The organism is Actinomycetota bacterium (genome assembly GCA_040757835.1).
In the GTDB taxonomy this organism is placed as follows: domain Bacteria; phylum Actinomycetota; class Geothermincolia; order Geothermincolales; family RBG-13-55-18; genus SURF-21.
Map to the genome: position 1 here is coordinate 1 of JBFLWJ010000004.1, position 25,507 is coordinate 25,507.

General features: G+C 61.0%; 24 protein-coding genes and 1 tRNA gene. 22 read left to right on the forward strand and 3 right to left on the reverse strand.

Annotation, left to right across the window (positions count from 1 at the left end; genetic code table 11):
- The 11 genes from AB1384_05375 to larA form a co-directional block, all read left to right on the forward strand.
- The coding region (locus AB1384_05375) for an RnfABCDGE type electron transport complex subunit D (GenBank protein ID MEW6553698.1) at positions 1-604 on the forward strand (604 nt) is incomplete at its 5' end.
- A gap of 387 nt (positions 605-991) precedes the next feature.
- Positions 992-2,119, forward strand: coding sequence for a sn-glycerol-3-phosphate ABC transporter ATP-binding protein UgpC (gene ugpC / locus AB1384_05380; GenBank protein MEW6553699.1), 1,128 nt, complete (start codon positions 992-994; stop codon positions 2,117-2,119).
- Positions 2,120-2,168: 49 nt separating this feature from the next.
- Complete coding sequence (locus AB1384_05385) at positions 2,169-3,467, forward strand: sugar ABC transporter substrate-binding protein (protein MEW6553700.1); 1,299 nt, start codon at positions 2,169-2,171, stop codon at positions 3,465-3,467.
- Between the two features lie 85 nt (positions 3,468-3,552).
- Complete coding sequence (locus tag AB1384_05390; GenBank protein MEW6553701.1) at positions 3,553-4,443, forward strand: sugar ABC transporter permease; 891 nt, start codon at positions 3,553-3,555, stop codon at positions 4,441-4,443.
- Positions 4,433-5,311: a carbohydrate ABC transporter permease gene (locus AB1384_05395; protein MEW6553702.1), complete on the forward strand. Its 879-nt coding sequence runs from the start codon at positions 4,433-4,435 to the stop codon at positions 5,309-5,311. The genes AB1384_05390 and AB1384_05395 overlap by 11 nt, the downstream gene beginning before the upstream one ends.
- A gap of 19 nt (positions 5,312-5,330) precedes the next feature.
- A complete protein-coding gene (locus AB1384_05400) occupies positions 5,331-6,269 on the forward strand; it encodes a radical SAM protein (GenBank protein ID MEW6553703.1) in 939 nt (312 codons plus the stop codon).
- A 295-nt stretch (positions 6,270-6,564) separates the two neighbouring features.
- The gene (locus tag AB1384_05405; GenBank protein ID MEW6553704.1) at positions 6,565-6,789 is read left to right on the forward strand and encodes a DUF433 domain-containing protein; all 225 of its coding nucleotides are present in this window, start codon (positions 6,565-6,567) and stop codon (positions 6,787-6,789) included.
- Positions 6,786-7,151: a DUF5615 family PIN-like protein gene (locus AB1384_05410; GenBank protein MEW6553705.1), complete on the forward strand. Its 366-nt coding sequence runs from the start codon at positions 6,786-6,788 to the stop codon at positions 7,149-7,151. The genes AB1384_05405 and AB1384_05410 overlap by 4 nt, the downstream gene beginning before the upstream one ends.
- A 694-nt stretch (positions 7,152-7,845) precedes the next feature.
- Positions 7,846-9,006 carry an ATP-binding protein gene (locus AB1384_05415; protein ID MEW6553706.1) on the forward strand — a complete coding sequence of 387 codons (1,161 nt, stop codon included), beginning with the start codon at positions 7,846-7,848 and terminating at the stop codon, positions 9,004-9,006.
- A gap of 101 nt (positions 9,007-9,107) precedes the next feature.
- Positions 9,108-10,895, forward strand: a complete 1,788-nt coding sequence (locus tag AB1384_05420; GenBank protein MEW6553707.1) for a hypothetical protein — start codon at positions 9,108-9,110, stop codon at positions 10,893-10,895.
- Positions 10,896-11,012: 117 nt separating this feature from the next.
- A complete protein-coding gene (larA, locus tag AB1384_05425; GenBank protein MEW6553708.1) occupies positions 11,013-12,302 on the forward strand; it encodes a nickel-dependent lactate racemase in 1,290 nt (429 codons plus the stop codon).
- Positions 12,303-12,356: 54 nt separating this feature from the next.
- Here the strand turns inward: larA and AB1384_05430 are convergent, their stop codons facing one another.
- From AB1384_05430 to larE, 3 genes are read right to left on the reverse strand one after another with little or no spacing between them, the layout of a single operon-like run.
- Positions 12,357-12,821, reverse strand: a complete 465-nt coding sequence (locus AB1384_05430) for a TIGR00725 family protein (protein MEW6553709.1) — start codon at positions 12,819-12,821, stop codon at positions 12,357-12,359.
- Positions 12,822-12,843: 22 nt separating this feature from the next.
- Positions 12,844-14,043: a nickel pincer cofactor biosynthesis protein LarC gene (gene larC, locus AB1384_05435; protein ID MEW6553710.1), complete on the reverse strand. Its 1,200-nt coding sequence runs from the start codon at positions 14,041-14,043 to the stop codon at positions 12,844-12,846.
- Positions 14,044-14,083: 40 nt separating this feature from the next.
- Positions 14,084-14,956: an ATP-dependent sacrificial sulfur transferase LarE gene (larE, locus tag AB1384_05440; protein MEW6553711.1), complete on the reverse strand. Its 873-nt coding sequence runs from the start codon at positions 14,954-14,956 to the stop codon at positions 14,084-14,086.
- A gap of 296 nt (positions 14,957-15,252) precedes the next feature.
- Between larE and AB1384_05445 the strand changes: the two genes are divergently transcribed.
- The 11 genes from AB1384_05445 (at position 15,253) to AB1384_05495 (ending at position 25,398) form a co-directional block, all read left to right on the forward strand.
- On the forward strand, positions 15,253-15,852 hold the full coding sequence (locus AB1384_05445) for a DUF4446 family protein (protein MEW6553712.1): 600 nt from the start codon (positions 15,253-15,255) through the stop codon (positions 15,850-15,852).
- On the forward strand, positions 15,840-16,712 hold the full coding sequence (gene pheA / locus AB1384_05450) for a prephenate dehydratase (GenBank protein MEW6553713.1): 873 nt from the start codon (positions 15,840-15,842) through the stop codon (positions 16,710-16,712). Before AB1384_05445 ends, pheA begins: the two co-directional genes overlap by 13 nt.
- Positions 16,705-17,982 (forward strand): serine--tRNA ligase, encoded by a 1,278-nt coding sequence (gene serS / locus AB1384_05455; GenBank protein MEW6553714.1) that lies wholly within the window; start codon positions 16,705-16,707, stop codon positions 17,980-17,982. Before pheA ends, serS begins: the two co-directional genes overlap by 8 nt.
- A gap of 73 nt (positions 17,983-18,055) precedes the next feature.
- Positions 18,056-18,904, forward strand: coding sequence for an SDR family NAD(P)-dependent oxidoreductase (locus AB1384_05460; protein MEW6553715.1), 849 nt, complete (start codon positions 18,056-18,058; stop codon positions 18,902-18,904).
- A gap of 86 nt (positions 18,905-18,990) precedes the next feature.
- Positions 18,991-19,078 (forward strand) — tRNA-Ser (locus tag AB1384_05465).
- Positions 19,079-19,760: 682 nt separating this feature from the next.
- Entirely contained in the window at positions 19,761-20,381 is a 621-nt protein-coding gene (locus AB1384_05470; GenBank protein MEW6553716.1) for a methyltransferase domain-containing protein, read from the forward strand.
- A 225-nt stretch (positions 20,382-20,606) separates the two neighbouring features.
- Complete coding sequence (locus AB1384_05475) at positions 20,607-21,407, forward strand: nitrogenase reductase (GenBank protein ID MEW6553717.1); 801 nt, start codon at positions 20,607-20,609, stop codon at positions 21,405-21,407.
- A gap of 63 nt (positions 21,408-21,470) precedes the next feature.
- The gene (locus tag AB1384_05480) at positions 21,471-22,685 is read left to right on the forward strand and encodes an ABC transporter substrate-binding protein (GenBank protein ID MEW6553718.1); all 1,215 of its coding nucleotides are present in this window, start codon (positions 21,471-21,473) and stop codon (positions 22,683-22,685) included.
- Positions 22,686-22,707: 22 nt separating this feature from the next.
- The gene (locus AB1384_05485; protein ID MEW6553719.1) at positions 22,708-23,775 is read left to right on the forward strand and encodes an iron ABC transporter permease; all 1,068 of its coding nucleotides are present in this window, start codon (positions 22,708-22,710) and stop codon (positions 23,773-23,775) included.
- Positions 23,772-24,551 carry an ABC transporter ATP-binding protein gene (locus tag AB1384_05490; protein ID MEW6553720.1) on the forward strand — a complete coding sequence of 260 codons (780 nt, stop codon included), beginning with the start codon at positions 23,772-23,774 and terminating at the stop codon, positions 24,549-24,551. Before AB1384_05485 ends, AB1384_05490 begins: the two co-directional genes overlap by 4 nt.
- A gap of 70 nt (positions 24,552-24,621) precedes the next feature.
- Positions 24,622-25,398 carry a class I SAM-dependent methyltransferase gene (locus AB1384_05495; GenBank protein MEW6553721.1) on the forward strand — a complete coding sequence of 259 codons (777 nt, stop codon included), beginning with the start codon at positions 24,622-24,624 and terminating at the stop codon, positions 25,396-25,398.
- The last annotated feature ends 109 nt before the right edge of the window (positions 25,399-25,507 follow it).

Genomic DNA, 25,507 nt, shown 5'->3' on the forward strand with positions numbered 1-25,507 from the left:
CGGCCTGGGGCGCAATATCTTCAACCCGGCGCTCTTCGGCTACGTGTTCATCATCACCGTCTCGGGCCTGCTGGCCAGCTGGACCGGCAACCTGGGCATGCTCGCGGGAGGGTTCGACGGCGTCATGACCGCCACCCCCCTGGCCTACATCAAGCCGGGCCTGGAGAGCCTCGGTCCCAGTTATGGCGCCCTGCTCTTCGCCAACTACGGCGGTGCCCTGTGCGAGGTCGGCGCGTTCTGGATCCTTCTGGGCGGCGCCTACCTGATCTACCGCAAGGTCATCAGCTGGGTGATACCGGTGACCATCCTGGCCACCGTGCTCATCCTCGGCTACATCGTGGGCTCGGACGGCCTCTACCAGATCCTGGCCGGCGGCGTCATGCTCGGCGCCTTCTTCATGGCCACGGACTGGGTGACCAGCCCCATGTACACCTGGGGGCAGGTGATCTTCGGATTGATGATCGGGGTGCTTATCGTGCTCATCCGGGTCTACGGAGCGCCCACCGGCGCCGTGGCCTACTCCATCATCATCGCCAACTGCCTTGTGCCCCTGTGGGACAAGGTGTTCAAGCCGAAGCGGTTCGGAGAGGTGGCCGCGGCGTAGAGATATAGACGCTGGATTCCGTGCTTGCGCGGGCAGAGCGCAAGCACTGAATCCAGTAAAAAACCAAGCCCCCCACTTTCGGGAGATATGGAGCCACTTTCTCCCGGAATTGGTACGAAGTGGGCCGGGGAAACCCGGTCCATTTCAATTTAGAGCATAACCGATGAAACGGGAACAACTCAACAGTCACTCAGTTTCCTGAGTGACGGACGGATCGCGGCATGGATGTTGAAAGCGGTGGCCACGGGAATGATCGCCCCACGCCACGAACAACCTGGCGAGGTTGCACGTATGAGAGGAAGTATATACTATGCTAATGGCTTAATAAAGGCAGCTAATATTGAACCGCTGAACTCAAGAAGCATCACGTGAACAGGAGAAAAAGGGTTGGCTGCGGTTGTTTTGAAAAACGTGCGCAAGGAATACCGGGAGCAGGAAGCGGTCCGGGATTTCAGCCTCGAGATAGAGGACAATGAACTGGTGGTGCTGGTCGGACCCTCGGGTTGCGGCAAGACCACGACGCTGCGTATGATCGCCGGATTGGAGGACATCACCGCAGGCGAGATCTATATCGATGGCCGTCTGGTCAACGAGGTGCCGCCCAAGGACCGCGATATCGCCATGGTCTTTCAGAATTACGCGCTTTATCCCAATATGACCGTTTACGATAATCTGGCCTTCGGGCTGAAACTGCGCAAGGAAGCAAAGCCAGCCATCAGGCAAAGAGTAATGGATATCGCACAACTGCTGGACATAGAGCGTTACCTCGACCGCAAACCCGCCAAGCTGTCCGGTGGCGAGCGGCAGAGGGTGGCCATCGGGAGGGCCCTGGTGAGAAAGCCCAAGGTCTTTCTCATGGACGAGCCCCTCTCCAACCTTGACGCCAAGCTGCGCAACACCATGCGGGCGGAGATCCTTAAATTGCACCGGCGGATAAAGGCCACCATAATCTACGTCACCCACGACCAGGTCGAGGCCATGACCCTCGGTGACCGCATCGTAGTCATGAGGGATGGCCTGATCCAGCAGGTGGGGAACCCGGAGGATATCTACGTCAACCCCATCAACAAGTACGTGGCCGAGTTCATCGGCTCGCCACCCATGAACTTTCTTCCGGCGATGCTGGTTGAGGAAGCAGGATGTATTTACGCTCACCTCAGCGGATCGGGACACCTCATCCGCCTGCCGGACTCAATGATCCCATCACCCCTAGTCCGCGCTTTTGTGGGTGGGGAGGTCATCCTGGGGATACGTCCGGAACATATCCTCATCAACCCTTCGGTAATGGAAAGCAATGGCTTCGAGATGGAGTTGGACGTAGTGGAGCGGATGGGCTCCGAGACGCACCTGCATCTGAGGCTGGGCCCCGCGGACATCATCGCCAGGACCACCGCCACGGCCGCCTTCACCGTCGGAGAGCTGCTCAAGATCGAACTGCCGCCCGAGAGGGTTTTCATCTTTGACGTGGAGAGCGAGGAGAACATCCTGGCCGCTGCCGTCACCAAAAGCCCCTGACCCTAGACGTAGAGCAAGTATCGGTGCCAAGAAAGGAGAAGTGATCGCATTGAAGAAGGGCCTGGTCTGGATGCTGCTGTTGGTCATGGTAGTGATGGTCGCTCTTGCCGGTTGTGGTTCGGGCGGCGAGGAAGAGTTAAAGGAGGACGTGACCATCAAGTTCTCGTATCCGCCTTACGGGTACGATTTGGAGAAGGAGACCGAGTTCTGGAACACCCATATCGCCGAGTTCGAGGCCGAGTACCCGTACATCGACGTCGATTTCACCATCGAGAGTTGGGACGACATCTACACCAAGTGGGAGCAGGCGCTGGAGACCGGCGTGACTCCCGACATCGGCTACGATTGCCCGATTACCGCGGTGGACTATGCCCTGCAAGGCAAGGTGCTGCCCGTCACCGACCTGGTGGACAAACTAGGAGGCGGCGATGCCTTCAACGAGGGCGTACAGGACTTCCAGCTTGACGGCGAATGGTACGGCGTACCCCACGGCGACGCCTCGCAGGTGCTGCTGTACCGCAAAGACATCCTGAAGGCGGCCGGTTACGACGAGCCGCCCTCCGACTGGGAAGAGCTGGTCGAGATCGCCCAGGCGACCACCAGGGACGGCGTGTACGGGTTCGGGTTCTTCACCGGGGACACCTACCAGTCCAGCCAGATCCTCACCGGCCTGATGAAGGCGGCTGGCGGGGTGATGATCGACGATGAAGGCAACGTCACCCTCGACAGCCCGGAGAACCTCGAGGCTCTCGAGCTGGTGAACACCCTCTATAACGAGCTGAAGGTCGTACCCGAGAGCACCGTCACCTGGGAGCACAGCGACCCTGCCAACGCCATCGGCCTAGGGAATGTGGCCATGGCCATCACTTGGGGCGGCTACGGCACTCTGCTCGCGGACATGTTCCCGGAGACCTACGGCAACATCGGCTTCTCGGTGCTCCCCGATGGGCCTTCCGGCCATTCCGGCAGCTGGTCCGGTACGGGAGGTTTCTTCCTCTTCCGGGACGCGGAACATCCCGAGGAGGCTAAGAAGTTCATCGAGTTCATGAGCGCCCCCGAGCTCAGCAAGGAATGGGCCCTGATCTCCGGCAACGTCTCTCCCTTCGTGGACATCACCGACGACCCGGAGCTCACGGAATTCGACTGGTACCGTGCCATGCAGGAGCAGTCCCCCACCCAGATAACCCTGGGTTGGGACCACGAGATAATCCTGGGCGCCTACATGTGCGACCCGTTCTTCACGGAGGCCATGGTGAACGTCACCATCAATAAGATGGCTCCCCAGGATGCCTTGAAGATCCTGCAGGAAAACGTCGCCCGGACCATAGAGGAAGCCAACGCCCAGTAGGGCGGAAGGCTTGGGGTTTGTGCAGGCCGGCGCCGCGCGGGCCGGCCTGCGTGAACCTTGATGCAAGAGGTGCCGCGGTAAGACCATGAGCAAGTACTACGCCCGACTGAACCGGACGGCCATACTGTTCATGTCGCCGGCGACCCTAATAATCGTATGCGTGCTCGTGTATCCAATCATCAGCGGCATCTATATGGGTTTCACCGACCGCACGCTCTCCTACGAAGGCTATTCCTTCGTCTTCCTGGACAACTTCAAGGAGATCTACCGGGACCCGGTATTCTGGAAATCGCTGGCCAACTCGTGCAAGCTGGTTTTCTTCACCATCGTCTTCAACACCATCATCGGGTTCGCTTTGGCCATGCTGCTGAACGTCAGGGCATGGTATGCGAAATATTTTCGCACCCTGCTCTTCCTGCCCTGGGTGCTGCCGTCCGTGGTGGTGGCCTTCTCGTTCCGCTGGCTGTACAGTGATTCTTACGGCTACCTGAACCACCTACTGACTAAGTTCCACCTCATCGGCTCGCCCGTGAACCCTCTGGCCAGGACGGATCTGGTGTGGATGGCAATACTGGTGCCCGCCATCTGGTTCTCCTATCCCTTCATCCTCCTCGTCTTCTCCGCGGCCTTGAAATCAATTGACGGCAACCTGTACGAGGCGGCCAGGATCGACGGGGCGGGTAGGTGGCAGCAGTTCAGGTTCATCACCCTGCCTGCTTTGAAGCCCACCTTCATCATGGTGACCATCCTCCAGATCATCTGGGAATTCGCGGCCTTCGACCTCGTTTACCTGCTGACCAAGGGGGGACCGGCCAACGCCACCCTCACCCTGAGCCTCTATGTCTACAAGCAGGCCTTCCAGCACAAACGCCTGGGTTATGCCAGCGCGCTGGCGGTGATCCTCTTCCTGGTGCTTGCGGCCTTCACGATCCTGTATTTCAGGATAGTAAACAGAGGTGAGCGGGATGAGGCATGAGCAGCCATCCGGTACGGGTCCGGCACGTGGAAGAGGCAGGCGGCGCGCCTGGCTCGGTCATGCGCTGAGGATCACGGTCCTGGTCGTGGTCACCGCCATCGTCTGGCTTCCCCTCATCGTCGCCGTATTCACATCCTTCAAGCCGAGGGCGGAGATTGCCAGCGCCAGTCCGTCCCTGATCCCGGACGAGTTCACCCTGAGTAACTACTTCAGGCTCTTCAGGGTGATGGATTACGAGGTGTATCTGAAGAACAGTTTGGTCGTCGCGGGCTGCACGTCCGTCATCTGCCTGCTGGTAACGTCCCTGGCGGCGTATTCACTGGTCTGGCTCAGGTTCAGGGGAAAGAGGATGTTCCTGGGCATGACCCTGTTCGTCTACATGTTCCCGCAGATACTGCTGGTGATCCCCCTGTTCGTGATGTGCTTCAGGCTGCACCTGCTTGATACGAGATTCGCCCTGGTGTTGACCTACCTCTCCTTCGTCCTTCCCTTCGGTATCTGGATGCAGAGGAACTACTTCCTCTCCATCTCCAGCGACCTGGTGGACGCGGCCCTGACCGACGGCTGTAACTACTTCCAGTGCATGGTGAAGGTAATATTCCCGATCTCTCTGCCCGCTATGGCGACGGTTCTGACCTTCGCCTTCATTGCCGCCTGGAACGAGTATATGTTCGCCAACATCCTCATCAGTTCCGATGCCACGCGGACGGCATCCATCGGTCTGCAGACCCTTATCGGGAGCCACAGCACCGATTACGGCTTGTTGACCGCGGCCTCCGTGATCATGGCGGTCCCGGTGATCGTCTTCTTCCTGCTGATCCAGAGGTACTTCCGGGAAGGATTGGCAATGGGCGGCGTAAAAGGATAGAAAGGCCTGGGTGGCTGGTATGTACGAAGACGTCTATATCGATATCGTTAACTACTGCAACGGCAGGTGCCCCTACTGCCTAACGGGACGGGCCAACCGTGCGGGGCTCAATGCCCACAAGCCCAAAACGCATATGAGTTGCGAGGAGTTCCGAAGGATATTCGAGCACCTGCTGGACCGCCACATCATCAAGGACGATGCCTGGGTAGGCCTGTACAACTGGTACGAGCCGCTCCTGAACCCCGAGCTGCCCCAGATCATGGATTATGCCGCGGAGAGAGGGCTGCTGCTGGGGATCAGCACCAACGCTTCCGAATGTCCCGACTTCTCGCCCTTGAAAACATGCGAACACCTCACGGAACTCATCTTCTCCATGCCGGGTTTCAGCCAGGATTCGTACGATCGCATGCACGGCTTTCAGCTCAAGCGCATCAAGGAGAACATCCGGACCATCATAAAAGTGTTGCGTGAGAAGGGTTTCCGGAGCAAGGCCTACATCCACTTCCACGTCTACCAGTTCAATATCGATGAGGTCCATGCCGCGAAAAGCTTCGCCGACGAGGCAGGCATAGACATCAAGTTCACCTACGCATATTTCAACAACGACGAGTTCCGTGACTACCTGGACGGGACCATGACGGTGGAGAGGCTGAAGGAGGTCTCTAAGGACCTCTTTTTCTGCTACCTGGACGAGCTGTTCGAGAACATCGAGCGCTACAAGGCGGAGTTCGCGGAGCCCTCCACGCTGGTCATAAGCGAGAGGGGCAACGTCCTGCTGGACAGAAACCACAACGACGACGACGCACTGAGGAGCATCTTCGGTCTCGACAGCTACGAGGAACTCGCGGCTTTCCTGGATCGCGCCTACTGCCCGGACGAGATAGATGAGAAGATCGCCGTGTGGGGAAGGACGTTCAACTGCCCCATCAACCACCTTTTTGGCTACGAGTACAGTTGAGTCGTCTCATGGTGATACAATCTATCTGCCACTATTGGACAGGAAGTGGGAGGAACAGGGTTGGATAAAGAAGTCGTTTTCCTTATTGAGGAATCGATGGATGGCGGTTATGAAGCCGAGGCTCTCGGGCACCCCATATTTACTGAAGGCGAGTCCCTGGAGGAGATTAAAGAGTCCGTAGGGGTCGATCCCGGACAGTCTGAGCGGCTTCATAGAGTTACGAAACAGAGCAATCGTTTTGATGACACCAACTACAGCGGAGGGGTATTATTGGTGAAGAGAGAAGGTGGTATCGATGAAATTCGAGCGGATAACAATAGACCCGGAGATATGTACAGGGAAGCCGTGCATAAGGGGGCTGAGGTTCCCAGTTTCCCGCCTGTTGGGTTTGCTCGCCTCGGGAGAAAGCAGGGAGGAGATCCTGAAAGAATATCCCTACCTGGAACCCGAGGACATCGATGAAACCTTGCGCTACGCAGCCTTTCTTGCAGAAGAGGAGACCTTGGAGATCGCCAAGTGAGCTTTCTCGTCGATATGCCCCTCTCGCCGGGGCTTGTTGCATGGCTGCGAGATCAAGGATTCACGGCCGTACATGCCACTGAAATAGAGATGTCCAAGGCCACGGATGAAACTCTCTTGGGTTATGCCAAATCCAATAAAATGCTGGTGATCACAGCAGACCTGGATTATCCGCGCATATTGGCCCTCACCCAAGAAGAAGGCCCGGGTGTTATCCTGTTTCGGGGCGGCAATTACAGCGAAAAGCAGACCCTACTGTTACTGAGTAGGGTCTTTGAGCTGATCCCCATCGATGAGCTTGTAAGCAGTATCATAGTGATAGAGCAACAAAGGATTAGGCGTAGGCGACTCCCGATTATTTGATGATTGCGTATAGGCAACACTGGTAGATAGAGTTATCTGCAGATGAATTCAAGGACGCGAGCTCTATATCCAGCAAATAAAATGCCAAAATTTACTAGTTTCAGTCAACAAATAGTCAATATAGCTGTGCGCAACTGAGGAAAACCGAGTTCAACTGAGAACAACTCGGTTCCTGAAAAATCCCATGTAAAACGTAATTCAGTGCAACTGTTAGCACCTGTCGCAAACCCTGGGCAACCGTGTTTCCCGGACTGTAAATCCGTTGGCGCAGCCGTAGTGCCCCGATTCATAAATGCGCCGGCATTCGATCACCGCTATTTTCTGGCCTGCTAGGTTTGTTGGAGAGTGCATGAATAAAGGGAAAAGTATTTCCTATCCGTTAGCATCTATCCGATTTCTTGCCTGCGAAATGCGAAAACCCAAGCATGATTTGCCATTCTGCCTGTAACCTTTCTGCAAACGAAGAATCCTTTGAGAATCCGATCAACATATGGTCAACACCCCTTTATATCAGGACGGCGCTACAAGGGTTTTCACGGAGGCTTTGCAGGATGCCAAGGAGCTGCATTTTACAGAAAAGCGGAATAGACTTATTATTCATAGTATGAATAATAAGTATTCAGAGCATGAAATAGAATATAGGAAAAGAGATCTGGGGCCCAAGGTCGAATCGGCACTGGGCTCCTTTCCGGTTGTGGCGATAACCGGACCTCGCCAGGTAGGGAAGAGCACCTTCGTAAGGAACGAATTCAGGGGATTTCACTATATAAACCTGGATGACTTCTCGCTGCTAGGGCAGGCACAGGAGGACCCTGGATCCCTCTGGGAGGGACACGATGAAATAATAATCGACGAGGTACAGAAAGCGCCTCGGACGCTCGAGGCGGTCAAACTGGAGGTGGACCGCAGCAAGCGCAAGAAGCGCTTCCTGCTCTCGGGCTCATCCAACCTGCTGCTTATGAGCAAGGTGACGGAATCCCTGGCGGGCAGGGCTATATACCTGGAGATGCTGCCCTTCACCTATCGGGAGATGAAGGGTAGGGGCGGGGGACCATCCAGACTTGCAGAGATCATGCGCAAGGACTTCCAGCTGGATGAGAAGAGCGCAAAGAAAGAGGATCCGCTGCCGTATATTCTGAGAGGTTCATTGCCACCTCTTTTGGAGCTGAGCGAGCTCGGTGACGTTTTGCTGTGGTGGGAGAGCTACGTGAGGACCTACCTGGAGAGGGACCTGAGGGAGCTCTCGCAGATAGATAACCTGGTCGATTTCCGGCGGCTCCTGGGCGCGCTGGCCTTGAGGGCAGGCAGCGTCCTGAACCAGAGCGCCCTGGCGCGGGATACCGGCATAAGCCAGCCTACCGTATACCGCTATATCAAGCTGCTCGAGGTCTCGAACCTGCTGGTGAGGGTACCCCCCTTCACAGCCAGCCGCAGCAAACGCATCGTCAAGTCCCCCAAGCTGTATTATATCGATCCGGGGCTGAACACCTTTCTCGCCGGCTATCACGACATGGATTCCCTGCGTAACGCGCGCGAGCTGGGCGGCCTCTTCGAGTGCCTGGTCCATCTGCAATTGCGTGCGGACGCGGAATTGCAGGTCCCACGCATAAGTATCTACTTCTGGCGGACCTCCGGCGGGCGGGAGGTGGATTTCGTCCTGGAGCAAGGCAGGGACCTGGTGGCGGTTGAGGTCAAGATGACCACCCGGCCTTCCTACAACGATATCAAGAACCTCCTTGCTTTCCTCGAGGAACACCCCCGGGCGATGCGGGGACTGCTGGTGCATGCGGGGAGCGCCCTCCGCCATCTCCACAGCAATGTGATCGCGGTTCCCTGGTGGTGGCTGGGCTCCTGAGGGCTTTAAAGGCTTGGCCGCCATATTACCCACTAGTATACTTAGGATGAAAATAGTATACTTGGGCTACTATCAAAGAGCTGGCATGAGGGGGGTATTTGATGCGTAAGAGCACGCCGCTGTACCTGTTCATCCTGGGTTTCGCCTGCGTCCTGCTGACCGCGGGATGCTACATGCCCGGGGGACCCGTCCCGGAGGGAAAACACCCGCCCGCCGTGCGCGACTGGACGGCGCAGGACGTGGACGCCCTGGTGAGCATGGAGATGGAGAGCATCTATTCCCCGGCCCCGCGCGAAAACGGTGTGCCCCCGGAGGCGTGCGACTACATCAACTTCCTGCGCTTCCGCCCCAAGGGTTCGAGCGGAGATCCAGCCGATGCAGATGCCATCCTGGTGCTCATGCCCGGTTTTATGGGGGGAGCGAACAGCCTGGAGTACACGGGGCGCCAACTGGTGTACATGGCGCTCACCCAGGACAGCAAATATATGGAGGTCTGGGTGATGGACCGCAGGCCTAACAACCTCGAGGACCTCACCGGCTCCAACGCCGCCGAGGCGGCGGGCGACGTCCAGGTGGCCCTCGATTACTACTACCACGGCGCCGAGATCGGCGGGCGCACCTTCCAGGGTTTCCTGGACGATGGGGACATGCCCTTCCTCTCCGAGTTCGGACTGAAGCTGGCCATGGAGGACGTGTACGAGGTCATCACCACCATGGTGCCCGACCCCGCCATGCGCCGCTCCAAGGTCTTCGTGGGGGGGCACTCGCTGGGCGGTCCCCTCACCGCCTACTTCGCGGGATGGGACTTTGACGGCGACCCCGCCACGCTGGACGACGCCGGCTACATGAACTGCGCCGGCCTGGTGGGGCTGGACACCGCGCTGGTGCCGACGCTCCCCACCGAGGACCTTTCGCTCTCCATGTTCTTCGGCCTCCCGACCATCGCGGACGCGGAGGATTACGGCCAGGTGGTGGAGGGCATGCGCGATGGCACCTATGCCCGCAGGGTGCCGCTTCCACTGGTGTTCCCGGAGTTCCTGTCCCTGCAGGAGACATTGGCCATGGAGGCGGCCTGGCACCCGGACGCGGAATCGACCGTGTTGCGGCGCATCCCCAAGTCGCCCGAGGTGGACATGGTCCTGAGGATGCTGCAATCGCGGGCGATGGACCAGTTCCTGTTGCCGGTGCCCTACATGACCGATTTCCGCTTCACCAACGAGGCCCAGCTCGGGATCATCGTCGACGACAACTACCAGCCCGTGGTCGCGCTCCAGGCGAGCTGCGGGTTCCTGAACGGTGGCGCGGTGGTCGTGAAGGAGTTCCCCCTGCCCGAGGACCTGCAGGAGATACCGGAACTCACCGAGGCGCTGCGCTCGCTCATCAGCATCAAGGGGATGTTCATCGCCAACGACGCTGGCCCCGATTATTTCCACCTGGGGCAGGGACCCCTCTATTCCTGGGCCGACTTCGACGAGGTCGCGGACGCTGCCGACCCGGACTATACGGACACGGGAGGTACGCTGACCTACACTACAGCGGAAGAAGAGGTCTCGGACATCCAGGACGTGGCCAGGTTCCTGTACTACGGGCCCACCAACGCCCTGGAGTGGTACTTCGCGCTGCGGGTCAACCTGGACATGGAGGTCGCCGCCACCTCCTTCGGCCCCGATTGCGGCCTGCCCTACCTGCACCCGGACGCGGTGGGAGGCATGCCGCAGGTCACCTTCGTGGCGGAGAAGGGCCCTTTTATCCCCCCGGAAACAACCGAGACGCTCAAGGGCTACAACCACCTGGACGTCTGCGTGGCCGCGGCGAACTGCTCCGCGCGGCGGGAAAACGAGGTCATCCGCCCCACCATCGACTTCATGCTCGCGAACCTGGGGGACTAGGCGGCCTGCGCACGGCACATGCGGGGTCGGTACGTCCAGGGTAACCCCGGCCCGTGCCAAAGGGCACCGTGGTGAAGAGCAAACCTCGATATGTGGCAATCTGATAGAGTAATGGCTATGAAGTTCACGTGGGGATTCGGAAGAGGAGAGCAGGCCTTCGAGGTGCCCGACCACCTGTACCTGGGCACGGTGGAGGGCGTCGCGGTGGAGCCCCTGCCCGACCTGGAAAGGGCCTTGGAGGAAGCCCTCGCGCATCCCATCGCCTCACCCCCACTGGCGGAGCTGGTGCGGCCCGGGGACAAGGTGGCCGTCGCCTGCCCCGATCACCACCGCCTGTGGGTGCAGGCGCGGCGCTGGATGCCCCTGGTGGTGCGCGCCCTCAACCGGGCAGGCGTCCCCGATCGCGACATCACCGTGATCATCGCCAACGGCACCCACGCCAAACCATCATACCAGGGGATGATCGACATCCTCGGCGAGGGCTTTCCCCCCGGGGTGAGGGTGGTCAACCACGACGCTCGCGACCCCTCCATGCTGCGGTACCTGGGGAAGACGCCCTACGGCACGCCGGTGTGGGTGAACCGCCACGCCGCCGAAGCGGACCACGTCATCTGTACCGGGGCCGTCGTCCCCCACGCCTTTGCCGGTTTCGGAGGCGGGCGCAAGGCGGTGCTGCCGGGCATGTCAGGCATGGCGACCATCCTTGCAAACCACGGCCGTGCCCTCGGCGACACCCCCGGCAGCGGCACCAACCCCATGGCAGTTCCGGGCATGCTCGCGGGCAACCCGGTGCACGAGGACATGCTGGCCGCGGCGCGCATGCTGGGGCCGCGTTTCATCGTCAACTTCGCCCTCAGCGAAGAGGGCTCGTTCCTGGGAGTGTTCGCGGGCGAACTCGCCGCCGCCCACGAGCGGGGATGCGCCTTCGTCTCCGAGGCCTTCCGGGTAAAGATACCCGCGAAAGGGGACATCGTGGTGGCTTCCCGGGGAGGGCACCCCATGGACCATACCTTCTACCAGGCCTTCCAGTCCAACGCCAATGCGCGCGCCGCCCTGCGCGATGACGGTGAGGGAGTACTAATCATGGTGGGGGAGTGCACGGACGGCCTGGGGCCGTACGAGTTCAACCGCTGGTTCGACCTGGGGGGCGAGGACGAGATAGAGGCCGAGCTGCGGCGCGACTTCACCGTCGCCGGTTTCGTGGTCTTCCGGGCGGCCTTGCTCCACCGCCAGGCCAGGAAGGTGATGCTGGTATCCTGCCTGGATCCCGATGTGGTGAGCCGTATCGGCATCATTCCCCATACGAGCATAGCGGACGCCCTCGAGGAAGCCATGGAGACCGTTCCAGGCGGCAAGGTGCTACTCCTGCCCCATGCCTCGCAGACCATACCCTACCTGGCCTGCTGAAGCCGCGCCGGGCGCCCTGTTTCCGGCAGGCCTCGCCTATACACGGGCCGGTCGCTAGCGGCCCGCTCCCATCAAGGCCTCCACCGCCGCCGCGGGGGTGTCGGCGCGGACGATCTTGTCGTCCGCGGTGCCCTTGCTCGCGATCTCCCAACTGGAGAGGGCCACCACTTTCTTGCCCATCTTCAGGGCCATGGCGATCTCGGAGAGGGTGCCGTATTCCCCGCCCACCGCCACCACGGCGTCGGCGGAACGCACGATGATGGCGTTGCGCGCCTGCCCCATGTCGGTGGCGATGGCGAAGTCGACGTAGGGATTGGCGTCGCCACGGAAGGGGCCGGGCAGGACGCCGATGGTGGTCCCCCCCTGCTCCCTGGCGCCGCGGCACGCGGCCTCCATCACCCCGCCGAGCCCGCCGCAGACGATGATCGCGCCTTCCCTGGCGAGCAGGCCCCCCAACTCGTAGGCCACGCGCTCCTCTTCCTCGCTACAGAACTGGCCGCCTATGACTCCGATATACATGCGTCGAGTACCTCCCGTACCCTTATTCCTTCTCCTCTTCCTCCGCCGACAGCAGCGTCCGTGCCGCCTCCTCCGCCGCGGCGTAGACGTCCTTCAGGGGGACGCCGGAAGCAGCCGCGGCCTTGCGGCAGTCCTCGTATTCCGGGGCGATGTTCACCGGCCGGCCTTGTTGCCGCGCCAACTTCACGCGAAGCCGCCCGTAGGGGGTCTCCACCTGGATGATCTCGCGGTCCAGGTATTCCTTGTCCACCTCCGCCATGCGTATGCCCAGGGTCTTGGTTTCCGCGAACAGCACCTCCTTGATTTCCTCCTCCCGCGCCGGGGGCACCAGCACGTTGAGGGTGACGGCGGGGCGCGACTTTTTCATCTGGATGGGGTAGAGCCAGACGTCCTCCGCTCCGGCCTCGAAGAGCTTCTCGCCGACGTATGGGTAGAGTTCCGGGTTCATGTCGTCTATGTTGGCCGAGAACACCAGCCTCCTCTCCCGCGCGCGGCCGCGGGAGGCACCCTCGCGCTCGCCCAGGAAGGCGCGGAGCAGGTTGGGGATCTCCAGGTCGCGGTCGCCAGCGCCGTAGCCCACGGCCTGCACGCGCATGGGTGGCAGCAGGCAGAAGTCCGCGGCCAGGGCGGCGGCGATGGCCGCCCCGGTGGGCGTCACTATCTCCGTGGGTATGCCGCTGGAATAGACCGGCACGTCCTTGAGGATCTCCACCACCGCCGGCGCGGGTATGGGCAGGATGCCGTGGTGGGTTTTGACCATGCCCGTGCCCATGGGCAAGGGAGAGCACAACAGCTCCTCCACCCCCAGGTGCTCCAGCCCCGCCGCCGTGCCCGCCACGTCGACGAGGGTGTCGGCGCTGCCCAGTTCGTGGAAGTGCACCTGGTCGATACTGCGCGAATGGATACGGCTCTCGGCCTCGGCGATGAGTGCGAAGATGCGCTGGCTCTTGTCCTTCACCCCGGCGGAGAGAGAACTCGTCTCGATGAGGCCCTTGATGTGGGCGTAGGTCCTTACCACTCCGCGTTCCGCTGCATGCACGTGCACCTTGGCGGCGCCGATGCTCTTGCGCTCGGTCCGGGCCGCGCTTATCTCCACCTCGCTCAGGCCGAGCTTGGAGGCGGTGGAGCGGAAGACCTCCAGGGGCACGCCGAGGTCGACGAGGGCGCCGAGCATCATGTCACCGCTTATACCCGCGAAGGCGTCAAGGTAAAGGGTCTTCATCTCTCCCTTGTGCTCCGTTCCGACCGTGCTGCTTCACGGCTCAGCCGCCCGTGGTGCCGGTGCCGTTATCCCCATCATACAGGACCTCGCAGTTCCCGTGCGCGTGGCTCTCGTCCATGCTGCCGCTGCGGAACCCCTCCAGGTCCAGCGTTATGCGCCGGAAACCGAGGGCCTGCAACTTTTTTACCAGCCTATCACGGTTGTCTTTCACGTCAAGTACAGCCGTGTCTTCCGCACCCAACTCGATGCGGGCTTCACCGGGGGCATCCGTCCTCACCCTCAGCTCGCGCGCTCCCATGCCTTCCAGTTCCGCCTCCGCGGCGTCCACCGCGGCCATGAGCTCGCGGCGCAGTTCCGTGCGATAGGGAAAACGCGTGGCCAGGCAGGGACGGGACGGGGCGTCCCAGTTGGGCAGGCCAAGCTCCCTCGCCAGGGCGCGCACGTCGGACTTGGTCAGCCCCGCCTCCTCGAGCGGGCTCGCCGCGCCCGCTTCCCGCGTGGCGCGCCGCCCGGGACGGTGGGTCCCGGCATCGTCCAGGTTGGAGCCCTCGAGCACCATCTCCCACCCCTCCCGCGCCGCCAGGTCGCGCAGGATGCCCAGGCGGTATCCCTTGCAGAGATAGCAGCGGTCTGGGGGGTTGCGGTCGAAACCGGGGAGGGACAGCTCGTCTGCCTCCACCGCCGCGAGAGGCATCCCCAGGGAAGCGGCGATGCGCAGTGCGCGCTCCAATTCACGCGGTGGCAGCAGCGGCGAGTCCACCACCACCGCCTTCATGCGCTCCCCGAGTTCCTGGCGGGCGACGAGGGCCAGCAGGGTCGAGTCCACGCCGCCGGAATAAGCCACCAGGGCAGAAGCATACGACGCGACGACCCGCCGCAGTCTTTGCAGCTTTTCCTCCAACGCACCGTCCATAGCCACACTATACCCCACCAGCCGCAAGCACACATGGGGTCCCCGGTCCGTGCCACCGTACAGTGTCATCGCGAGACGCCGGCACGTTTGGGGTCCGTGCCACCGTACAGTGTCATCGCGAGGCGCCGCAGGCGCCGTGGCGACCTCGGGGTGCCCGCATCTCAATACGCGCGTGATGGGAATATGAATATGATCGGATAGGCACAGGCCGGGGTTGACCTCATGTGTGCCACCCCGCCTCTCCTCCTGGGGCTTGGGTATGATATCCTCTTGGATGGAAGGAGGACCACATAATAATGGACACCATAAAAGACAACGCGGGCATACTCATCGCCCTGCTCTTCCTGGTGGATGTGCTGCTCATCGTGGGCATCTTCGTGCTCTTCCGCCAGCTCTCGCTCATGCGCCGCAGCGTGACCATCCTCAAGCGGGGGGTGGAGGGCACCAGCCTGGTGGACAAGGTCGCCAACCAGGCTCTGCAGATAGAGGACCTCTTCGCTCTCCTGGACGAACAGGCGAAACAGAAGGACTATCTCACCGACGTCCTGGCCGGCACGATCCAGCGCGTCGCCGTGGTGCGCTACGACGCCTTCGAGGACATGGGCGGCAAACTCAGCTACTCAGCCACCATGCTCGACGAGAACGGTGACGGCGTCATCTTCACCTCCATCTACGGCCGCAACGAGAACCGGACCTATGCCAAGGCGGTGCGAGCGGGACAGGCTTCCCATGTACTCTCCGACGAAGAGAGCGAGTCGCTGCGCCGGGCGCTGAGCACCAAGCCGCCGCTGATACGCACCAAGAAAGGGCGCGCGCCCAAGCCCTTCGACGTCCAGGCCGCTCCGGACGAGGGCGGCGCATCCTCCAGGGAGGAGGACGGCTCGTGGGTGATCTGACCTCCCCGCGGAGCTGCCGCAGCGTGTCTTACCTCGGCCCGTCGGGCACCTTCACCGAGGAGGCCCTCCAGAACTGGCGCGGCCTCGAATACGAACAGGCCATCCCTTTCCCCACCGTGGAGGAGGCCATCCTGGCCGTGGAGGACAACGTCACCGAGAAGGCGGTGGTCCCCATCGAGAACTCCATCGAGGGTTCCGTCAACGCCACCCTGGACACCCTGGTCTTCGAGGCCGACGTGTTCATTCAGGGAGAGAAGGTCTGCGGGGTGAGCCATCACCTCCTGGCGCGCGCGGGCGTTGGCCTGGCCGGCGTGAAGCGCGTGGTCTCCCACCCCCAGGCCGCGGCGCAGTGCCGCAGGCACCTGGTGGAGTTGCTTCCGGGGGTGGAGGTGGAGGCGGCGAACAGCACCTCCGAGGCGGCGCAGCGCGTGGCGGGATCCAGCGAACCCCTGGCCGCCATCGGGAGCAGGCTGGCGGCGGAACTGTACGGCCTGGCGGTGCTGCGCGAGGGCATGGAGGACCACCCCGACAACCGCACCCGCTTCGTGCTGCTAGGCAAGGAGAAGCAGCCGCCGAGCGGCGACGACAAGACCTCCATGGTCTGTTTTATCTACCAGGACCGGCCGGGTATGCTGCTGCAGATCCTGCAGGAGTTCGCCTTCCGCTACATCAACCTGAGCAAGATAGAGTCGCGCCCCACCAAGCAGGTGCTGGGCGAGTACTGCTTCTTCATCGACTGCGAGGGGCATGAACAGGACGAGGTGGTGGCCTCGGCCCTGAAGTGCCTGGAATGCAAGCTGCCCCGGGTCAAGCTCCTGGGGTCCTACCCCGTATTCCACGAGGAGGGCGGCGATGCTTGAGCTGAAGTTCGTGCGGGAGAACACCGACGCCGTCTCCAAGGCGGCGCGGGACCGCGGCCTGGAGGTACCCCTGGAGGACCTGCTGGAGTTCGACCGCCGACGCCGCGCCCTCCAGACCGAGCTCGAGGAGAAGCGCGCTCGCCACAAGCGCGGCAACAGGGAGATCGGCGAGAAGGTGCGCGCCGGCGAGGACGACTCCGTACTAAGAAAGGAGATGGGCGCCCTCAGCGACGAGATCAAGACACTGGAGACGGAGGTGGACGGGCTCGACGCGCGCATGCGCGAGATCCTCATCCGCATCCCCAACGTGCCCCACGAGACCGTCCCTGTGGGCATGGACGAGAGCTTCAACCAGGAGGTGCGGCGCTGGGGCGAGCCCCGGCAGTTCGATTTCGAACCGCGCCCCCACTGGGAGGTGGGCGAGGGCCTGGACATCCTCGACTTCCAGCGGGGGGTGAAGATCGCCGAATCGCGTTTCACCCTGCTGAAGGGAAACGGCGCGCTGCTGGAACGAGCCCTCATCAACTTCATGCTCGACCTGCACACGCGCGAGCACGGCTACACGGAGGTCTTCCCGCCCATCCTGGTCAATGAGGAGAGCATGTTCGCGACCGGGCAGCTCCCCAAGCTGGAGGGGGAGATGTACCGCTGCCAGGACGACGTTCTATATCTCATCCCCACCGCCGAGGTGCCGGTGACCAACATCTACCGCGGCGAGATCCTGGCCGAGGAGGACCTGCCCATCTACTACTGCGCCTACACCCCGTGCTTCCGCCGCGAGGCCGGCTCCTACGGGCGCGACGTGCGCGGGCTCATCCGCCAGCACCAGTTCAACAAGGTGGAGATGGTCAAGTTCGTGCACCCCGACTCCTCCTTCGAGGAACTGGAGAAGCTCACCGACAACGCCGAGGAGGTGCTCCGGCGCCTGGGGCTGCCATACCGCGTGGTCATCCTCTCCACCGGCGACCTCTCCTTTGCCGCCTCCAAGTGCTACGACCTGGAGGTGTGGTTGCCCTCCGGCGCCGAGTACAAGGAGATATCGTCCTGCTCCAACTTCACCGACTTCCAGGCCCGCCGCGGTGACATCAGGTTCAAGCCCGCGGGGGGAGGCAAGTCGCGCCTGGTGCATACCCTCAACGGCTCCGGGGTGGCCATCGGCAGGACGGTGGCCGCCATCCTCGAGAACTACCAGCGCGAGGACGGCAGCGTGGAGGTACCCGAGGCCCTGCGCCCCTACATGCGGGGTATGGAAGAGATAACCGGCTCCTGACGCGGCCGTGCGGCCGTATCCTATAGGCATGTGACTCGCAGACACGTTGACTCGCAGGGGGAAGGAGCTGAAGATGGCTGTCCTCGAAGGTAAGAGCGTGGTGATCACCGGCGCCGGGTCCGGCCTGGGGAGGTCGCTGGCGCTGGCGCTGGCGCGCAAGGGATGCCGCATCGGCATCGCGGACATCGACATGGCGGGGGCGGAAGAGACCCTGGAGATGGTCGTGCGCAACGGTGGCAGCGGCGAGACCTGGGAGATGAACGCCAGGGTGGCCGATGAGGTGGGCGCCATGGCCGACCACTTCTTCTCGTCGTGGGGGGGCGTCGACCTCCTGGTCAACAACGCCGGGGTGGGCATGGGCGGCTTCACCGGCGATATCCCCCTGGAGGACTGGGAGTGGCTGATCAGCGTGAACTTCTGGGGCATGGTCTACGGTTGCCATTTCTTCATTCCCCGCATGAAAAAGCAGGGCGGCGGCTACATCCTCAACGTGGCCTCGGCCATGGGCATAACCTGCATGGGGGAGATGGCCCCCTACAACACCTCCAAAGCGGCCATCATCTCCCTCTCGGAGACCCTCTACAGCGAGCTTGCCCCGGACAGAATCGGCGTCACCGCACTCTGCCCCATGTTCTTCAACACCAACCTGTTCGAGCACTCGCGCTTCGGGAACGATACGGAACGCGAGATCGCCTACGCCGCCTTCAACTATTCCAGGATGACCACGGACGAGGTGGCCGCCGCGGCCATCAAGGCGGTGGAGAAAGGGAAGCTCTACTGCGTCCCCATGCTCTCGGGCAAGGTGCACTGGGCGATCAAACGCATCAGCCCCCAGCTCTACTACGGCAGTTTGGCTTTTCTCGCGCGGCGCGGGTGGCTGAACCCGCTGGAGTTGTGGATGGCGCGCAAGGGCCTGGTGTAGGCTGGGAGCTGGCCGGTTGCCAACCCGAAAGCCACGCGCTAGCCGTGTGATTTACTCAACCGCCACCCCCGATTAGAATTAGACCCGGAGGGGTGGCAGAGCGGACGAATGCGGTGGTCTTGAAAACCATTGGCCGGCAACGGCTCGCGGGTTCGAATCCCGCCCCCTCCGCCATCTAAAAAGCCATCTGATGTGCTCTTTTGCATCAACAGTTCGTGTATCCTAAAAGACCGCGAAATCCGGGTTTCACGGACTGTGCCCAAAATGGGTCCATTATGAAGTAGTAAGTATCGTTAAATAAGCAGATGCATAGATAATGGGAATTGCAAACCTCCAGGTCAACGACTTAAGTAATCCAGCATAGACTTTCATGGAGAGGCGTGCATTGGTTACGAAAACCATTGGCCGGCAACGACTCGCGGGTTCGAATCCCGCCCCCTCCATCGCTTCTAGCAGACCAATGAAATCAAGCCATGCAGTGACTTTTAATCTAATGGATTTCTAACACCAATGGAACACGCAGCGGAATAGACATATCCCTCACGGCCAAATTCCGGCATAAATAGATCTGCTCAGGAATCGTGTGCTTTCCTCCAGGCATAATGGCCAGTTGGGAGGGTGTTCTTGTGATCCGAGATGTGTGGGGCTACCCAGGTTGCGGAGGACAGAGGAGTTGCCTTATTATAATGGGCGTACGAAGAAGGGAAGCGGTGGGAAGCCGCTGTAGGTAGACCATTGAGCAGGACTGAGTAAGTGACCACGAAGGTCGCAGACCTTCGTGGTTTTCTTTTTCCGGTCCAACGCGCCCGCCAGAACCCGGAGCGCCGGGCCCGCGAAGCGGAGGAGATGTACGAATATGACTACTGCCATCAGGACCTTTTTCAACGAGAGGGCGGATGCCTGGGACGAAAGGTACGACGCGCACGGTGCGGCTGCAAGCGAACGCCTCATCTGTGGACTTGGGATAAAGCCCGGGAGCAGGGTGCTAGACGTGGGTTGCGGTACCGGACTCATCATCCCCTGGCTCCTGGAGGCGGTGGGCGGCGAGGGAAAGGTGATAGCCCTGGATATAGCGGAGAGGATGCTCCGGATCGCCCGGGACAAGTACGAGGCATGGAATGTAGAGTACATCAATGCTGACGTTGCACATACCCCCTTTCTCGACTTCTCCTTCGACGAGGTCGTATGCCATAACTGTTTCCCCCACGTGGTGGACAAGGAGGAGGCGGCGCGGGAGATGTTCCGCATCCTCAAACCGGGAGGAAGGGTAACCGTCTGTCACAACGAGAGCCGGGAGGCGATCAACGCCCTGCACCGCAGGATCGGGGGGGAAGTGGGCGGGGACATGCTCCCGGACGAGCGCGGCATGAGGGGCATCTTTGAAATAGCTGACTTCAATGAGATATCCATAGTGGACAAAGATGGTGGATATATGATGCAGGCCCGCAGACCGGATAATGTAAAGGGCGGTAAATGAAAGGCGCTGGCGATCAGTGCGGCACTTACGGATTTCAGAGCCAGGAAGGTTCCTGTGCGATCGACAGACATGGTCTTGTTCATTCCGGATATTGATGGTTGAGTAGGCCTTCATGCCCAGACGGCAGGCTGGGCTGGGATTTCTCATGCATGACGGGTGTCGCTCCATGGCAACCAGGATGGCCTCCACCCTAAAGCGGGCTGAAACGTAGAGAAAGGTGAAACAATGCCGAAGGTTATAGTGTGCGGCAGAGGGGGCAGCGGCAAGAGCACGCTCGTATCTCTGCTGGCGGGGGAGTTGAAGGGCGTCGCCGGCTGCCTCGTCGTGGACGCGGACGAGTCCAATCTCGGCCTTAACCTCATGCTGGGGCTGGAGCCTCCGGAACTTACGGTCATGGAACACCTGGGGGGGAAACCCATCGTGAGCGGAAAGTGGCTCGCCAGGTTGAGGGGTGAGGGAGACGAGGAATTGAGCCTCTTCGAAGCGGGCCTACATACTGGGAGACTTCCGGCCGAGTATTCCGCCGGCAACGGCAGTGTCAGACTGGCGAGGATAGGCAAGATCGAGCACAGCATGGAGGGTTGCGCCTGTCCCATGGGGGCGGTAGCCCGGTCCTTCCTCAATGCTTTGTCCCTGGACGAGGGGCAGTGGGTCCTGGTGGATACCGAAGCGGGGGTGGAACATTTCGGCCGCGGATTGCTGGAGGGCGCGGATTTCGTCCTAGTGACCGTCGACCCCTCCCACGAAGCGGTGATCCTCGCGGAAAAAACCTGCAGGCTGGCCGAGGAGGCGGAGAAGCCATGCGGCGTAGTGTTGAGCAAGGTTGACGCTCGAGCGGAAAGAGTCTTGAGGGAGAGGCTGGCCGGGAGGGGGATAAGTCCGCTGGGCGCGATCCATTATTCCGCCCTTATCGCCGAAGCAAACCTGGAGGGGAAGCCCCTCGAGGATGCATCCCTGCAGGAGGAGCTCCGCCGGATCCTGGTTGCGATCGATTCCTGTCTGTTTCATAACGGTCCGAGATGTTAGGGCCGCCTTGACGATCAGCGGCCTTATATAGGCCCGGTATTAAAGGGTAGTAAGGAGGGTATCATGAGAAAGCTGATGGTCGTTGTCATGGTATCGATTGTCCTGGCGGTGCTGCTGGCGGGATGCGGCGGCAGTAGCCAGGAGAGCCAGGAGGATACCAGGACGATAGTCGACATGCGGGGAAAGACCGTGGTGGTGCCCTTGCAGATCGATAGGGTAGTGGAATTGAGCGACGGCTTCATACCCAGCGTGATGTATTCATTCGGTGTGGAGGATAAAGTCGTCGGGCTCGGCTCGGACAACCTCAAGGAGGTGGACTCCTATGCTTTCGAACTGGTATCCGGCGAGACCACCACATATGAGAACGGCATGAATCCGGTTTCATATCTCTGCCCATGGATCATGGATCTGCCCGCCGTCGCGAAGTACGAAGAGGCGGTGAACATCGAGGAGATCGCTGCCCTAGACCCCGACGTCATCATCATCCGCAAGGGTTTCGGCTCCATGAATACCATGGAGTACGGCACAGAGGAGGATATCGAGAAGAGCATCGCACTCATCGAAAACTTGGGCATACCGACGGTGGTCCTCTACGGACCGCCGGCCTTCGAGCAGCCCGACGTAAGCAAGATCTCCGAGGAAATCGAGATCCTGGGGGAGGTCTTCGAGAAACAGGACGAGGCCGCGCGGCTCAACGTGTACCTGGAGGGCATCGTGGACATGGTCTCGGAGCGCACCGCGGGCGTGGCCGAGGAGGACAAGCCGCGCGTCCTTCTCTTCGGCCTCTCGCCCAATGCCAGGGACAGCGGGGGAGCGGGCGACGTGCTGTGCACCGACACCATCGAATCCTATTTCGTCACCGACATCGTCAACGCACACAACGCCTACGAGGAATCGGGAGGCTGGAAGATCGTCAGCACCGAGCAGATCCTCGCGCTCAACCCCGATGTCTTAGTGCTGCCTACGGACTGGGGCTACCACCCTCCCGAGGAGCTGTACGGGGCTTCTTACTACCAGAACCTGCGCGAGCTCGATGCGGTGAAGAACCAGCGGGTATGGGCGCTGCCCTGGACCCCCTACAACTGCGCCAAGCGTCTCGAATACCCCATAGAGGTCATGGTCATCGCGAAGGCCGCTTACCCCGAGCTCTTCGAGGACATTAAGGTAAATGAGTGGGTGCTGGAGTTCTACGAGAACGTTTATAACGTGGACGAGGAGACGGCTGAAGAGCTCCGCAGCGTGCAGTGGATGGACTGGACGGTGCAGGCCGATCTCTAGTTCCGGAAACGGTTTGAACACGATGTTGGAGGACGAGTTCGAGAAGCTTCCGGCCGGCATCTTCGCCGAGCGCCGTAAGCTTCTCGTGCTCGGCGGTCTCCTGGTCCTGCTGCTGCTCACCTGCCTGATCGCTCTGGTGCTTGGGGCCTACAACGTATCGTTAATGGACGTCTTAAGGATCCTCCTTCGCCACCTGGACCTCTTCGACGGCGCGGCCGAAGCCGACGCCATGCAGAACATAATAGTATGGGAGGTGCGCCTCCCCAGGATCATTCTGGCGGCCCTGGTGGGCATGACCCTGGCGGTGGCGGGCGGGGTCTTTCAGGGGTGTTTTCGCAATCCCCTGGTGGATACCTTCATACTGGGCGTGGCATCGGGCTCGGCCTTCGGTGCCGCTCTGGCCATCGTGATACCGAGCTTCTTTCTCTCCCTGCAACTGTCCGCCTTCCTCTTCGGGGCTCTCGCGGTTGCCGCCGCCTACTTTACGGCGAGGGTGCGCGGCGAGACGCCGGTCGTCACTCTCATCCTGGCCGGGGTGATCATCGGCTCGGTGTTCGACGCCCTCGTGGCCATGCTGCAGTACTTCGCCCGGGACGCTGCCCTGCGCGAGATCGTCTTCTGGCTCATGGGAGGATTCTACTATTCCACCTGGAAGGACGTACTCATGCTGGCGCCTTTCACCATCGCGAGCACGCTTTTCCTCTGGGGCATGGGTTGGAAGCTGAACATCCTGTCCATGGGTGACGAGGAGGCCAAAGCCCTCGGCATCCAGACCGAACGCCTCAAGGCCGTGCTCATCGCCGTCGCCACGCTGGCTACAGCTGTCGCGGTCTCCCTGGTCGGGATAATAGCCTGGGTGGGACTGCTCATGCCCCACGCGGCGAGGATGCTGCTGGGGCCCGACCACCGCTACATGCTTCCGGGAGCCGCCCTCCTCGGGGCCACCTACATGGTCGTATGTGATACCCTCGCCAAGACCCTCACCTCGGCGGAGATACCGGTGGGGATTCTGACTTCACTGGTGGGTGCGCCCTTCCTCATCATTCTTCTGCGCAGCAAAGCCGGCGCGGTTTTCGGGGGAAGCCCATGATCGAGGTAAGCGACCTCACCTTCTCCTATCCCCGGGGGCCGCAGGTTCTGAAGGGGATCACCTTCGGGGTAGAGAGCGGCAGTCTATGCGGTCTCTTCGGCCCGAACGGCAGCGGTAAGACCACCCTGTTCAGGTGCATGATGAGGTTTCTGGATTACCACCACGGCACCATCACCATAGAGGGGAGCGACTTGAAAAAGTTGAAGATCAGGAGCCTCGCGCGTCTCATCGCCTATGTCCCCCAGGAACACAAGGTGACCTTTCCCTTCCCGGTCAGGGACGTAATACTGATGGGCCGGACGCCACATCTCCGCAGCCCCTTCGGCGCTTCCCGGGAAGACAAGCTGGCGGCCATGAGGGCGATGAGCACGGTAGGCATCGAGGACCTGGCCCTGAAGCGCTACAACGAGCTGAGCGGCGGCCAGCGCCAGCTGGCGATAATCGCCCGTGCCCTGGCCCAGGACCCCAAGCTGCTGTTGTTGGACGAGCCCACCTCAGCGCTGGATTTCAGCAACCAGATCAAGGTGTGGAAGCTTCTCGAGGAGATAGCCGCGGGCGGGTCAACGGTGATAGCCTGCACCCACGATCCCAATCACGTGGCATGGTTCTGCGACGAGGCAGTCGTGCTCGGAGACAACCGCCTCGTGGCCGCGGGAAAAGCGGCCGATGTTATCAACGCCGTTGTCCTTCAGGAGCTCTACGGCGATCTCTGCGAGGTGGCGGAGTTCGGACTCGGCAAGTTCGTGTATCCGGAAGGCCTTGCCGGTGATGGATAAGGGATGTGACTACAGCGACGTATGGCGCAGGCGGATGCTCGAGCATCGCGAATCGGCCGACGGTGACTGCGTGCGCTTCTGGGAGAGTGAGCTACTGGTACGCAGCTACGACGATGTGGCCCGGACAAGTGATTGGGGCGAGACCCTGATTGCGGCGATAAACAACCTCGGCCTGGGCCGGCATGCGCGCATTCTGGACATCGGGGCGGGAACCGGGACCCACGTGATACCGCTTGCCGATACGGCATCTCTCGTTACCGCCGTGGAGCCCTCCGGGGCCATGCTCTCCCGCCTCAAGCAGAATCTCGCCTCGAGCGGTATCGCCAACGTCACGTGCCTTAATAAAAGATGGGAGGATGTGGACCCGGCACGTGACCTCAAGGCTCCCTACGACGTAGTGATCGCCTCTTTTTCCCTCGGCATGTTGGACTTGCGGGATGCGATCGCGCGCATGACAGATGTCTGCCGCGGTTACGTATTCCTGATCTGGAACCATGGTATACAGGGATGGGAGAGGATGTACATGGACCTATGGCCTTCCATTCACGGCAGGGATTACGTAACTATGCCGGGGGACGATATACTTCTGGGGGTTTTGCGCCAGATGGGAATCGCTCCCGATGTCTCTATCCATGGCTCAAACACCATGTACCGTTTCTCCAGCATAGAGGAGGCCGCGGCCCATTTCGCAGCGGAAATATGTATACCGGACGCGGTAGAACGCAACACGCTGGCAAAGTATTTAATGGAGGTTCTGGTTGAGGAGGGCGGAAGCCTTGCTTACTACGATCACGGCGATTACGTTATTATCTCCTGGCGGGATGAAGGCGATGCCGTAATCGGTTAATTGCAGTCTATAAGAAAGAATCTATATCAACAAATGTCGGCAAAGAACCTATGCAGACACATGTAGATAAGAGACCAATCGAGCTGTGCCCATTTTAGGCCTATTTCAC

Bases quoted from the DNA above. Each gene is read 5' to 3' on its own strand.
- larC (MEW6553710.1), bottom strand. From the start codon at position 14,043: ATGAAGACCCTTTACCTTGACGCCTTCGCGGGTATAAGCGGTGACATG.
- AB1384_05420 (MEW6553707.1), top strand. From the start codon at position 9,108: ATGCGTAAGAGCACGCCGCTGTACCTGTTCATCCTGGGTTTCGCCTGC.
- AB1384_05470 (MEW6553716.1), top strand. From the start codon at position 19,761: ATGACTACTGCCATCAGGACCTTTTTCAACGAGAGGGCGGATGCCTGG.
- AB1384_05460 (MEW6553715.1), top strand. From the start codon at position 18,056: ATGGCTGTCCTCGAAGGTAAGAGCGTGGTGATCACCGGCGCCGGGTCC.
- AB1384_05485 (MEW6553719.1), top strand. From the start codon at position 22,708: ATGTTGGAGGACGAGTTCGAGAAGCTTCCGGCCGGCATCTTCGCCGAG.
- AB1384_05400 (MEW6553703.1), top strand. From the start codon at position 5,331: ATGTACGAAGACGTCTATATCGATATCGTTAACTACTGCAACGGCAGG.
- AB1384_05490 (MEW6553720.1), top strand. From the start codon at position 23,772: ATGATCGAGGTAAGCGACCTCACCTTCTCCTATCCCCGGGGGCCGCAG.
- AB1384_05475 (MEW6553717.1), top strand. From the start codon at position 20,607: ATGCCGAAGGTTATAGTGTGCGGCAGAGGGGGCAGCGGCAAGAGCACG.
- serS (MEW6553714.1), top strand. From the start codon at position 16,705: ATGCTTGAGCTGAAGTTCGTGCGGGAGAACACCGACGCCGTCTCCAAG.
- AB1384_05390 (MEW6553701.1), top strand. From the start codon at position 3,553: ATGAGCAAGTACTACGCCCGACTGAACCGGACGGCCATACTGTTCATG.
- AB1384_05430 (MEW6553709.1), bottom strand. From the start codon at position 12,821: ATGTATATCGGAGTCATAGGCGGCCAGTTCTGTAGCGAGGAAGAGGAG.
- larA (MEW6553708.1), top strand. From the start codon at position 11,013: ATGAAGTTCACGTGGGGATTCGGAAGAGGAGAGCAGGCCTTCGAGGTG.
- AB1384_05480 (MEW6553718.1), top strand. From the start codon at position 21,471: ATGAGAAAGCTGATGGTCGTTGTCATGGTATCGATTGTCCTGGCGGTG.
- AB1384_05395 (MEW6553702.1), top strand. From the start codon at position 4,433: ATGAGGCATGAGCAGCCATCCGGTACGGGTCCGGCACGTGGAAGAGGC.
- AB1384_05445 (MEW6553712.1), top strand. From the start codon at position 15,253: ATGGACACCATAAAAGACAACGCGGGCATACTCATCGCCCTGCTCTTC.
- larE (MEW6553711.1), bottom strand. From the start codon at position 14,956: ATGGACGGTGCGTTGGAGGAAAAGCTGCAAAGACTGCGGCGGGTCGTC.
- AB1384_05405 (MEW6553704.1), top strand. From the start codon at position 6,565: ATGAAATTCGAGCGGATAACAATAGACCCGGAGATATGTACAGGGAAG.